This window comes from Segeticoccus rhizosphaerae (assembly GCF_009192725.1).
Taxonomy (GTDB): Bacteria; Actinomycetota; Actinomycetes; order Actinomycetales; family Dermatophilaceae; genus Segeticoccus; species Segeticoccus rhizosphaerae.
The window spans coordinates 1-11443 of record NZ_VOHR01000103.1; the positions used below are offsets into that span (position 1 = coordinate 1).

12 protein-coding genes are annotated in these 11443 nt (G+C 67.1%); 6 read left to right on the forward strand and 6 right to left on the reverse strand.

Annotation, left to right across the window (positions count from 1 at the left end; translation table 11 throughout):
• A partial coding sequence (locus FRW57_RS10290) for a BadF/BadG/BcrA/BcrD ATPase family protein (protein WP_275263133.1) occupies nucleotides 1-492 on the reverse strand: 492 nt, incomplete at its 3' end.
• A 91-nt stretch (nucleotides 493-583) separates the two neighbouring features.
• On the opposite strand from FRW57_RS10290, the gene FRW57_RS10295 reads away from it, so the two are divergent.
• From FRW57_RS10295 to FRW57_RS10315, 5 genes are all read left to right on the forward strand, one after another.
• The gene (locus FRW57_RS10295; protein ID WP_238384581.1) at nucleotides 584-1543 is read left to right on the forward strand and encodes a MurR/RpiR family transcriptional regulator; all 960 of its coding nucleotides are present in this window, start codon (nucleotides 584-586) and stop codon (nucleotides 1541-1543) included.
• A 5-nt stretch (nucleotides 1544-1548) separates the two neighbouring features.
• The gene (locus tag FRW57_RS10300) at nucleotides 1549-2331 is read left to right on the forward strand and encodes a sugar isomerase domain-containing protein (protein ID WP_137120892.1); all 783 of its coding nucleotides are present in this window, start codon (nucleotides 1549-1551) and stop codon (nucleotides 2329-2331) included.
• Between the two features lie 76 nt (nucleotides 2332-2407).
• Nucleotides 2408-3829 (forward strand): N-acetylglucosamine/diacetylchitobiose ABC transporter substrate-binding protein, encoded by a 1422-nt coding sequence (gene ngcE / locus FRW57_RS10305; RefSeq protein WP_152185950.1) that lies wholly within the window; start codon nucleotides 2408-2410, stop codon nucleotides 3827-3829.
• Nucleotides 3826-4824 carry a carbohydrate ABC transporter permease gene (locus tag FRW57_RS10310; RefSeq protein ID WP_137120894.1) on the forward strand — a complete coding sequence of 333 codons (999 nt, stop codon included), beginning with the start codon at nucleotides 3826-3828 and terminating at the stop codon, nucleotides 4822-4824. Before ngcE ends, FRW57_RS10310 begins: the two co-directional genes overlap by 4 nt.
• A gap of 2 nt (nucleotides 4825-4826) precedes the next feature.
• Nucleotides 4827-5714 carry a carbohydrate ABC transporter permease gene (locus FRW57_RS10315; protein WP_137120895.1) on the forward strand — a complete coding sequence of 296 codons (888 nt, stop codon included), beginning with the start codon at nucleotides 4827-4829 and terminating at the stop codon, nucleotides 5712-5714.
• A 24-nt stretch (nucleotides 5715-5738) separates the two neighbouring features.
• Here the strand turns inward: FRW57_RS10315 and FRW57_RS10320 are convergent, their stop codons facing one another.
• The 5 genes from FRW57_RS10320 to FRW57_RS10340 form a co-directional block, all read right to left on the reverse strand.
• A complete protein-coding gene (locus FRW57_RS10320; RefSeq protein ID WP_162308154.1) occupies nucleotides 5739-6089 on the reverse strand; it encodes an Lsr2 family DNA-binding protein in 351 nt (116 codons plus the stop codon).
• Nucleotides 6090-6302: 213 nt separating this feature from the next.
• Nucleotides 6303-7208, reverse strand: coding sequence for an amino acid ABC transporter permease (locus tag FRW57_RS10325; RefSeq protein WP_137120897.1), 906 nt, complete (start codon nucleotides 7206-7208; stop codon nucleotides 6303-6305).
• The gene (locus tag FRW57_RS10330) at nucleotides 7205-7885 is read right to left on the reverse strand and encodes an amino acid ABC transporter permease (protein ID WP_137120898.1); all 681 of its coding nucleotides are present in this window, start codon (nucleotides 7883-7885) and stop codon (nucleotides 7205-7207) included. The genes FRW57_RS10325 and FRW57_RS10330 overlap by 4 nt, the downstream gene beginning before the upstream one ends.
• Nucleotides 7886-7970: 85 nt before the next feature.
• Nucleotides 7971-8810: a glutamate ABC transporter substrate-binding protein gene (locus FRW57_RS10335; RefSeq protein ID WP_137120899.1), complete on the reverse strand. Its 840-nt coding sequence runs from the start codon at nucleotides 8808-8810 to the stop codon at nucleotides 7971-7973.
• 55 nt (nucleotides 8811-8865) lie between these two features.
• On the reverse strand, nucleotides 8866-9675 hold the full coding sequence (locus FRW57_RS10340) for an amino acid ABC transporter ATP-binding protein (protein WP_137120900.1): 810 nt from the start codon (nucleotides 9673-9675) through the stop codon (nucleotides 8866-8868).
• A 151-nt stretch (nucleotides 9676-9826) separates the two neighbouring features.
• Between FRW57_RS10340 and FRW57_RS10345 the strand changes: the two genes are divergently transcribed.
• Nucleotides 9827-11443, forward strand: a 1617-nt coding sequence (locus tag FRW57_RS10345; protein WP_152185951.1) for an ABC transporter transmembrane domain-containing protein, incomplete at its 3' end; no start/stop codon positions are given.

The window sequence follows — 11443 nt, forward strand, 5'->3', positions numbered from 1 at the left end:
GGCGACGGCCGTCGCCACGCGGTGACCGACCCAGTAGCCTGAGCCGGCATCGCCGAGCAGCCACCCGGTGCCGTCCGCGACGGCGTCGAGCCGGCCGGCCCTGACCCGGGCGGCGACCGAACCCGTGCCGGCGACCAGGGCATACCCCTCGCGACGGATGGTGCCGGAGCAGAAGGCGCCGAGCAGGTCCGACTCGACCCGCACCGGGCCGCGCACGCCGATCCCGGCCAGTCGCTCCGGGATCTGCTCGCCCGGCATCCGTGAGCTGGCGCCGGCCATGACGATCAGCGCGCTGGCGAGGGACACCGGCTGAGCGCAGGCTTCCAGCGCGCGGGAGGCGGCCTCGACCAGTGAGCTCATCGCGGCGTCGAGGCCGGCGGAGACCGGGTTGCCGCTGCCGGCCAGACCGTAGCCGTGCACGCGACCGGTCCGGTCGGCGACGAGCGCGCGCGTCGTCGTGCCGCCGGCGTCCATGGCGAGGATCGTGTCCATCGTTACCGATTCGTAGTCGTGGTGGTCTCCGTCGCACTGTACGGTAAGAATAAGTTTCAGCTCCCTGGAGGCAGAGGAGAAACGGATTCCCGTGAATGCGTCTCGCCCTGCCCCGGGCCCCGCACCGGCCAACGGAGCGGTCAACCGCATCCGCGCCCGGCTCCCGGAGATGTCCAGTGCCATGCGCAAGGTGGCCGCGCTGCTCATCGAGGACCCGAACGCCCCGTTGGAGGGGTCGATCGGCGACCTCGCGGAGCGCGCCGGGACCTCCGCCGCGACCGTCACCCGATTCTGCCGGCTGATCGGATACCCCGGCTATGCCGCGTTCCGGATGAGCATCGCGACCGACCTCGGCCGCACCGACGCGCGCGAGACCTGGACGACCGACATCGGCCGGGCGTTCGGGCCCGATGACTCACCCTCAGCGGTGCTGAGCACCCTCCTGAACGCGCACGGCAGGTCGCTCAAGGAGACGGCGGCCGTGATGGACCTGGAGCTGATGCAACAGATCTCGGAGCGGATCGCCGGCAGCCGGCACGTCGACATCTACGGCGTCGGCGGTAGCGCCGTCCTGGCCGAAGAGCTGCAGGCGCGCCTCTACCGCATCGGCATCAACGCCCACCACTGGGCCGAGGTGCACGCGGGACTGACGAGCGCGTCGATCCAGGACGACGACTGCGTCGCGCTGGGCATCTCCAACACAGGACGCACCCTGGAAACCCTCCAGATGCTCAGGGAGGCGCGCCAAGCCGGCGCCCTGACCATCGCGCTCAGCAACAACCCGAGATCGCCCCTGGTCGAGTCGGCGGACCTGGCCATCATCACCTCCGTCTACGAACACTTCCTGCAGCCAGACGACCTCTCCGCCAAACACGTACAGCTGCTGGTCCTGGACCTGCTCTACCTGTTGGTGGCGCAACAGAACTTCCAACGCTCGACCACCAACCTCGCGACCACGGCCGTCGCGGTTGCCGCGCACCGCCAGCCACACGCCTCCGGACGCGCCCACCAGGGCCGGTCCGCCGCGACGACCTCCGTGAAGGGAGGCTGAAGGCGATGTCCGGTGACCACGACCAGCCCGGGCGGTCCGAGCTCGTCGACCGCTACCTCGGGGAGGTGAGCTCTCGGCTCGAGGCGCTCGCCGCCGACGCGCGAGACGGCGCGCTGGACCCGGCGATCGCCCTGATGGTGCGAGCGATCGACGCCGGCGGGGTGGTCCAGGCCTTCGGCACCGGTCACTCGGAGGCCTTCGCCATGGAGATCGCGGGGCGGGCCGGAGGCCTCGTGCCGACCAACAAGATCGCGCTGCGAGACCTCGTCCTGCACGGCGGTCGAGGCGTGGAACTGCTCGGTGGATCCGGGCTCGAGCGGGACGACTCCCTGGTCGAGGAGCTCTTTGACCTCTCGCCGGTCGGCCGCGACGACGTGTTCATGATCGCGTCCAACTCCGGGGTCAACGGCTCGATCGTCGGGCTCGCGCTCCTGGCACAGGCCAGGGGGCACCAGGTGATCGCGGTGACCAGTCTCGAACACACCAGTCAGGTCGAGCCGAAGCACCCGAGCGGCCGGCGTCTGTGCGACGTGGCCGACGTCGTGCTCGACAACCGGGCTCCGTTCGGCGACGCCACCGTGCAGCTGTCGGGCGGAGTGGCCGTCGGCGCGGTCTCCTCCCTCACGGCCGCCTTCCTCGCGCAACTGTTGACGATAGGGGTCGTCCAACAACTCGCCGATCGCGGTGCGAAGCCGCCGGTCTACCTCTCGGCTAACATCCCCGAAGGCGACGAGCACAACAGGAAACTCGAAGATCTCTACCGCGACAAGATCAGACGGGAAGCATGAACACCCGCGTCGTGCAAGGCTGGCGCCCCCGTTCAGGGTCGCGGCCACAGTTCCCACCAATGAAGGGCAGTACACCATGACGATTCAGGACACGCCGCTGGTGCGTCGCGACTTCCTTCGCGGAGCGCTGGCCACCGCCTTCGCGGTGCCGCTCGCCGGCACGATCGCCTCATGCGCCGGGTCGGGCACCGCCAAGAGCACGGCTCCCACCGGCAGCAGGTCGGCCGCCTCATCGGCGAAGAACCCGTTCGGTATGCCGGCCAGCTCCACCGTCGATGCGGTCATCTTCAACGGTGGTTACGGCATCGACTACGCCAAGTTCGCCGGCAAGATGGTGGAGAAGGAGCAGTCCGGGGCGACCGTGAAGGTCTCTCCCGCGACCAAGATCGCGCAGGAGCTGCAGCCGCGCTTCGTCGGCGGCAATCCGCCTGACGTGATCGACAACTCCGGCGCCGGCAGCATCGGGATCGCCACGGTCCTGTCGCAGCTGGAGGATCTGAAGGACGTCGTCGACGCGAAGAACTACGAGGGCAAGGTCATCAAGGACACGCTCTACCCGGGCGTGCTGAAACCGGGCACCTTCGGTGACAAGCTCGCGGCCATCAACTACGTGCTCACCGTCTTCGGCGTCTGGTACTCCGCATCGCTGTTCGAGCAGCACGGGTGGACCGTGCCCAAGACCTGGGACGAGATGATGGACCTCGGCGCGAAGGCGAAGAAGGAGGACAAGTACCTCTTCTGCTGGGGCAAGGAGGCGGCCACGTACTACCTCACCCTCGCGATCGGCTCGGCCATCAAGGAGGGCGGCGACGAGGTGCGTCTGGCCCTGGACAACCTGAAGGAGGGCTGCTGGTCGCTGCCGGCCGTGCAGGACGTGCTGAAGGCCATGGAGAAGATCATCAAGGCCGGCTATGTCAAGCCCGGTGGCTCAGGTACCCAGTTCACCGCCGCGCAGGCCCAGTGGAGCAACGCGGAGGAGGCCATCCTGTACCCCTCGGGCTCGTGGATCGAGAACGAGATGAAGAAGGAGACCAAGAAGGGCTTCAAGATGACGGGCGCACCGGCGCCGACCGTCACGACCAACTCGAAGATGCCGTACGAGGCGCTGCACAGCGCCGCTGCGGAGGCCTACATCGTGCCGACCAAGGCCAAGAACGCCGCCGGCGGCAAGGAGTTCCTGCGCGCGATGTTGTCCAAGGACGCAGCCACCAACTTCGCCAAGAACATCCTGTCGTCGACCATCGTCAAGGACACGGTGCCGGCCGACGGCTTCGGATCCACCGCGTTGGTCTCGCAGACCAAGATGCTCGAGGCAGCCGGTGACAAGGTGTTCACTTGGGGTTTCGTCGACTTCTACGGGATGAACACCGACCTGCTGGTCCTGTGGAACACCTTCCTGGACGGCAAGTCCGACGTCGCGACGTTGACCAAGGGCATGCAGCAGCTCACCGACAAGATCCGCAACGACGACTCGATCAAGAAGGTCGAGGTGTCGTGACGGCACTCGGCACCGGGGTTGCGCCGGGCAGCACCAAGCCTGCCCGGACACGTCGGCGCCCTGGGAAGAAGCTGACGTTCGACAAGGTCAGCTTCTTCCTGGTATTCCTCGGCGTGCCGGTCGTGTTCTACCTCGCCTTCGTCGTGTCCCCGTTCGTCCAGGCGGTCTACTATTCGCTGACCGACTGGTCGGGGTTCTCGCCGGAGATGAACTTCGTGGGAATCAGCAACTACCGCACGCTGCTCGGCGACGGCACGTTCATGAAGTCGGTGGGCAACAGCATCACCCTGGTCATCGTGCTGCCGGTGGTGACCATCGTGCTCAGCCTGGTGCTGGCGTCGTTCGTGACCGTGGGTGGCAGCAGCCACGGCAGGATCAAGGGGTTGCGCAACTCCAGCTTCTACCGCGTCATCTCCTTCTTTCCGTACGTCGTGCCCGCCATCATCATCGGCATCATGTGGCAGCAGATCTACGACCCGAGCGCCGGACTGCTCAACGGGGTCCTGACCAGACTCGGGTTCCAGCAGTTCTCCTCCTTCCCCTGGCTGGGGGACGAGCGCACCGCCATGGTCGCCACCATGTTCGTCATCGTCTGGGGCTTCGTGGGCTTCTACATGGTGCTGTTCGTTGCAGGCATCAAGGGGATTCCCGCGGAGCTCTACGAGGCGGCGCGGATCGACGGGGCGGGCAGGTTCCGGACGATGACCCGGATCACCATCCCGATGATCCGCGACAACATCCAGACGGCCTACATCTACATGGGCATCCTCTCGCTGGACGCCTTCGTCTACATGGTGGCCATGAACCCGGGTGGCGGACCCAACAACTCGACCCTGGTCATGGCGCAGCAACTGTTCAGCACCGCCTTCACCCAGGGCAAGTTCGGTCTGGCCTGCGCCATGGGTGTTGTCCTGGCCGCCATCACCCTGACCTTCGCCGGGCTGGTCTTCGTGGTGAACTGGCTGACCGGCGGGCACGAGGACATCACGGAATGACCATGACCGAGACGTCCCGCAACCCCACCGGGACGACCGACCACGGCGGCGGCAGGGCCGGTCGCGGCGACAAGGTGGTCGCCACCACCGCCCACACGGCACTGACGATCTGGAGCCTCATCGTCATTCTGCCGATGCTGTGGACGGTGCTGTCGTCCTTCAAGACCTCGGAGGAGATCCACTCTTCACCGTTCTCGTTGCCGAAGCACTGGAACTTCCAGAACTACGTGAACGCCTGGACCACCGCGGGGATCGGGGACTACTTCCTCAACTCCATCATCGTGGTGGCAGGCGCGCTGATCGTGACGATGACACTCGGTTCGATGTGCGCCTACGTGCTGGCCCGGTTCCCCTTCCCCGGGAGCCGGATCATCTACTACCTCATGCTGGCCGGTCTCACCTTCCCGATCTTCCTGGCCATCGTGCCGCTGTTCTTCCTGCTGCAGCAGATGGGTCTGCTCAACACGCTGCCGGGGCTGATCTTCACGTATGCTGCGTTCGCCCTGCCCTTCACGGTGTTCTTCCTCTTCTCGTTCTTCAAGGCGCTGCCCAGCACCATCGCCGAGGCCGCTGCCATCGACGGTGCGGGGGAGTGGCGGACGTTCTTCCAGGTGATGCTGCCGATGGCCCGGCCGGGTCTCGCGACGGTGCTCATCCTCAACTTCGTCGGACTGTGGAACCAGTTCTTGTTGCCCATCGCCTTGAACTCGGACGAGAGCAACTACGTCCTCACCCAGGGCATGGCGAAGTTTGCCTCGCAGGCCGGCTACTCGGTCGACTTCGGAGCGCTGTTCGCCGCCGTCGTCATCACGGTGGTGCCGGTCCTGATCGTCTACATGATCTTCCAACGGCAGTTGCAGGGGTCGGTCTCGCAGGGCACCAGCAAGTAGCTGCGGTCGGTGCGGCGGTGTGCCTCAGGCTTGTTGGGCCTCCCTGTAGGCGGCGGCGACCGTCTCGGAGATGGGTCCCCGGTCACTGACCTCGTGGCCGTTGTCCCTGGCCCAGGTGCGCAGCTGGGCGGTGGTGACCGAAGGGCGCTTGGCCGCCGCCTTGCGCGGGGCGCGCCTGGACCGCGAGGCCGTCTTGGCCGCCCGCCCCGTGCGGCGTCCGCGACGGTTGCCGCGGCTCGTGGTTGGAGTTGCCTCGGAGAGCGTGGTCTGCTCCCGCGGTGCCGAGGAAGCGGCAGTGAGCGTGACGTCATACAGTGCGCCGATGACCCGCAGAGCGTCGTCGAGCGGTTCGCTGGAGTCGATGGTGACCTTCAAGGCAATGCCCTCCAAATCAGGGTTTGATTTCTCGAACTGTCGATGAACGCTACACGGATGTGACCGTTTTGACACATTTCGAGTAACAACTCGGTCGGCTTCGACAGCCGACTTCTCCGTCGAGAAGCTGTTGGGCGGCGCAAAGTGTCGCGAGATCGACGCCCAAGGTGGAGTTTTCAGCGAGTGTCCAGGAGGAGCGGAAACTGTCCCGGACTAGAGCCCGGTCTGGGTGTTGTAGCGCATGTCAGGGCCCGTGACCTCGGCGCCGAGCCCGGTCCCCTCCGCGTCGACGCCCTTGGAGGCGCCGCGCCGGCGCAACCGCCTCTCCAGCCGCCCGGCCACCTTGGTGAGCGCGTAGTTGAGCAGGATGAAGATGACGGCCACCACGATCAGCACCGGCACGGTGTTGGCCTGTGCCGAACCGAGGGTCTGGCCCCAGTTGAGCAGCTCGTCGTAGAGGATCGCCGAGCCGAGCGCGGTGTCCTTGAGCACGATGACCAGCTGGCTGACCAGAATCGGCATCATCGCGGTGAGAGCCTGGGGGACCAGGATCGCGCGCAACACCTGTGGTGGACGCAGGCCTATGGACAGCCCTGCCTCACGTTGGCCGGCCGGCAGCGACGCGACACCGGCGCGCAGCACCTCGCCCATGACGGACGCGTTGTAGAAGGTGAGCCCCGTGACCACCGCGGCGAGCGCCCGCAGGTCGTCGGAGAACAACCCGTACTGGTTGTAGAGGCGGAACGTGAAGTACATCATCAGCAGCACCGGCACGGCGCGGAAGAACTCCACGAACACGGCACAGGGCCACCGGATCAGCCGGATCTGGGACATCCGGCCCAGACCCAGCAGGAGGCCGAGGACCGCCGCGAAGACGATCGAGATGACCGCGGCGATCAACGTCTGCCGCAGGCCGATGAGCAGGTACTCCTTCCAGGTGACCCAATCGAGGAACGGTGACCACTTGGCCGCCTCCAGCTGGTTCTTGTCGGCGAACTTGGTCAGCACCCACCACAGGACCAGCAGGGCGACGACGATGCTGGCCGCGCCGTAGAGGCGGTGACGCACCCGCGCCTTGGCGCCCGGCACGTCATACAGGACGGTCTGGTCACTGCTCATCGCTTCACCGCCAGGCGCTCGGAGACGGCACTGATCAGCAGGCCGACGGGGAGGGTCAGGATCACGAAGCCGATCGCGAAGATGATGAAGATCAGGAAGAGCACGTCAGCCCGTGCGTCGAGCATGTCCGCCATGACGAACGACGCCTCCGCCACCCCGATGACCGAGGCCACGGTGGTGTTCTTGATCAGTGCGATCAGCGTGTTGCCGAGCGGGGTGACCGCGCCCCGGAAGGCTTGCGGCAGCACCACGTAGCGGATGTTCTGCAAGAAGGTCAGGCCGATCGACCGGGCCGCCTCCGCCTGACCGGGCTGGACGGTGTTGATTCCGCTGCGCAGCGACTCGCAGACGAAGGAGGCGTGGTAGACGGCGAGCGCCACGATCGCGAGACGGAAGTTGTTGTCCTTGAAGAAGTGCTGGCTCTGCTCGTCGGCCAGCACCAGTCCGAGGGTCTGCCACAGCCCCAGGCTGGTGAAGACCATGATCACCGTCAGCGGTGTGTTGCGGAAGACGTTGACGTAGCTGGTGCCGAAGCCCCGCAGGATCGGCACAGGCGACACCCGCATCACCGCCACCACCGTCCCGATGACCAGGGCCCCGATGGCCGCGAAGAAGGTCAGCTGGATGGTCACCCAGAAGGCGCCGAGGATGTTGAACTGGCTGAAAAGCTCGCCCATCAGCTCTCCTTGTGGTGACGGGACGGGGAGCGGACGACATACTCGTCACAGGTATGTCGTCCGCTCACCCTGCGGTTCGGACGGATCAGCAGCTGCCGCCTGGCTTGGGCGGGTTGACCTTGGTGTCGACCTTGAATCCGGCCGGACCGAAGTTGGCGTCGACCGCCTTCTGCCACGCGCCGTCGTCGATCATCTTCTTGAGGGCGTCGTTGATCTTCGTGCAGCGGTCCTTGTCGCCCTTCTTGATGCCGACGCCGTAGATCTCCTCGCTGAAGGTCTTGCCGACAACCTTGAGCTTGCCCTTGTAGGCCGGCTGTGCCGCGTAGCCAGCGAGGATGGTGTTGTCGGTCGTCAGGGCGTCGACGGCACCGTTGGCCAGGGCCTCGGCGCACTTGGAGTAGGTGTCGTACTCCTGCAGGTTCACGCCGGGGACGTCCTCCTTCACGTTGCGTGCCGACGTGGAGCCCTTGACCGAGCAGAGCTTCTTGCCCTTGAGCGAATCCACACCCGTGATGGAGCTGTCGTCGGAGCGCACCAGCAGGTCCTGACCGGCGATGAAGTAGGGACCGGCGAAGTCGACCTTCTGCTTGCGCTCGTCGGTGATCGAGTAGGTCGCGAAGATCATGTCGACCTGACCCGCCTGGAGCATCTGCTCACGCTGCGGCGACGGCGTCTGCTTCCAGGTGATCTGGTCCTCGTCGTAGCCCATCTGCTTGGCGACGTACGTGGCGACGTCGACGTCGAAACCGGTGTACTTCGAGCCCTCCTTCAGGCCGAGGCCCGGCTGGTCGAACTTGATGCCGACGGTGATGCCGTCGCCCCCGTCGCCGCTGCCGCTGTCCGAGCCGCAGGCGGCAAGGGCGGTGCTGCCGAGGACGGCGATCGAGGCGGTGGCGACGAGGGCGGTGGTGCGGCGCGCGTTCATGATGACTCCTGGGTCGAGAGATGGGTGGGGTCAGGTGAGGGGTGTTGCGAGGGGGTCAGTGGGTCAGGATCTTGCCGAGGAAGTCCTTGGCTCGGTCGGACCGGGGGTGCAGGAAGAACTCCTCCGGGGTGTTCTCCTCGACGATCTGGCCATCGGCCATGAACACGACGCGGTCACCCGCCTTGCGGGCGAATCCCATCTCGTGGGTCACCACGACCATGGTCATGCCGGACCTGGCCAGCTTGGTCATGACGTCGAGGACCTCGTTGATCATCTCGGGGTCGAGCGCCGAGGTCGGCTCGTCGAACAACATGACCTTGGGGTCCATGGCCAGGGAGCGGGCGATGGCCACCCGCTGCTGCTGACCTCCGGACAGCTGGGCGGGGTACTTGTCCGCCTGCGCCTGCACGCCGACCCGCTCGAGCAGCTCGCGGGCGCGCTGCTCGGCCTCTGCCTTCTTGACGCCGCGCACCTTGATCGGCCCGAGCGTGACGTTCTCCAGGATCGTCTTGTGCGCGAACAGGTTGAACGACTGGAACACCATGCCGACATCGGCACGTAGCCTGGCCAGGTCCTTGCCCTCGTCGGGCAGCGGTTTGCCGTCGATGCTGATCGAGCCGCTCTCGAAGGTCTCCAGACGGTTGATGGTGCGGCACAGGGTGGACTTGCCCGACCCGGAGGGTCCGACGACGACGACCACCTCACCGTGGTGCACGGTCAGGTCGATGTCCTTGAGCACGTGCAGCTCGCCGAAGTGCTTGTTGACGTGATCCAGCACGACCAGCGGCTCGCCGGTGTGCGGCCTTCCGGAGGTCGAGGCGGCGCCGTCGGGATCGACGTGCGCGGCGGGTAGGGCGTCTGTCATCCGTGCACCCTAACCAGAGGCCGCACGCAGACGGAACCCACGCGCGCTCGGTAGCGGCAGAGGTAACCAAATCGATGCCAACCGGTGATCTTGGCGGCGAGGGATATTGGGATGCCGGCGGGTCGGGGCGCCCAGTACGCTCGGCGTCGCCATGCGCGATTTCCCTCCCCGCATCGACACCTTCTGGTCTGGCCGGGAGGCGTCGAGCGAGAACCCCGACACGGCCAGCCCGGCGCGATTCCTGCGCTGGATGCTGCGCCGGCAGCCCGACGTGCTCGCGGCCAGCCTCCTGCTCGGCGTGTTCTGGCAGCTCCCGCTGATGCTCGGGCCGTGGATCTTCGGTCGAGCCATCGACGACGGTGTGCTGACGGGGGAGCCGGCGCAGATTGCCGGATGGTCGGGTGTGTTGTTGGTCGTCACGCTGGTCGGCGCGGTCTGCGGCATCCTCGTCCACACCCTGGTCGTGCGGGGCTGGCTGATCGCGCTCTACGGGACCACCGAGATGGTCACCCGCAAGACCGCACAGCTCGGACACGTCCTACCCCGGCGGCTGCCGACCGGCGAGGTGCTATCCGTGGCCTCCAGCGACTCCGACGAGTTCGGCGCGATGGCCGAGATCCTGACCCGGGCGGGCGCGCAGCTGCTGGCCTTCCTGGGTGTCGCCGCGATCGTGCTGAGCACGTCGACGAAACTCGGCATCATGGTGCTGGTCGCGGCGCCCCTGCTGGCCGGGGCCGCTGGACCCCTGCTCATGCCGCTGCACCGCAGGCAGGCCCTGGAGCGCTCGCGCAACTCCGAGCTGACCTCCATGGCGACCGACATCGTCGCCGGGTTGCGGATCCTGCGGGGGATCGGCGGTGAGCGCACCTTCGGCCAGAACTATGCGCGACAGTCCCGCAGCGCCATGCAGGCCGGCGTCTCGGCCGGCATCTGGCAGGCGGTCGTGGAGGGGCTCGGCGTGCTCTTCTCGGGAGTCTTCATCGTGCTGCTGATGTGGGCGGGTGCGCACGAGGTGTTCGCCGGCCGGCTCAGCATCGGCCAGCTCGTCAGCTTCCTCGGTTACGCGCTGTTCATGGTGGGGCCGATCCGCACGTTCTTGGAGGCGGCGCAGAAGGTCACCCGTGCCCTGGTCTCCGCCCGCAAGGCCGTCGCCATCTTCGAACAGCGCCCGCCGTGGACCCGCCGGGCGGTGCCCGTCCCGCTGGACCCGTCGTGTGAGCTGGTCGACGAGGCGACCGGGTTCGTGGCCCACCCGCGCCGACTGACCATCGTGGTCGACGCCGTGCCGGAGCGTTCGGCCGCGCTGGCCGACCGGCTGGGCCGCTACCTGCCGCCCGGGACCGACCCTGTGGCCCACGAGTTGGAGGAGTCGCTCAAGGGCCGTGCTGCCCGACAGGAGCGTCGGGCGCGAGCCGCCCGACGAGAGCAGGCCGCCCTGTTGGACCTCGCCCGTGCCTCCGGGCCGTGGAACGTGACCCTGGGCGGCGTCGACCTGTCCGAAGCCGACCTGCGCACCGTCCGCGAGACGATCCACGTCTCGGACACCGGCAGCAGCCTGTTCGCCGGCACCCTGCAGGAGGCCGTCGACCCGCACCAGCGGTTGACCCAGCAGCAGGCTGAGCAGGTGCTGGCGGCCGCGAACGCCGAGGACGTCTACGACGCGTTGCCCGGAGGCTGGCAGGGCCGGCTCGACGAACGCGGTCGCGGCCTGTCGGGTGGCCAGCGCCAGCGCGTCGTCCTGGCGCGGGCGCTGGCCCTCGACCCGCCG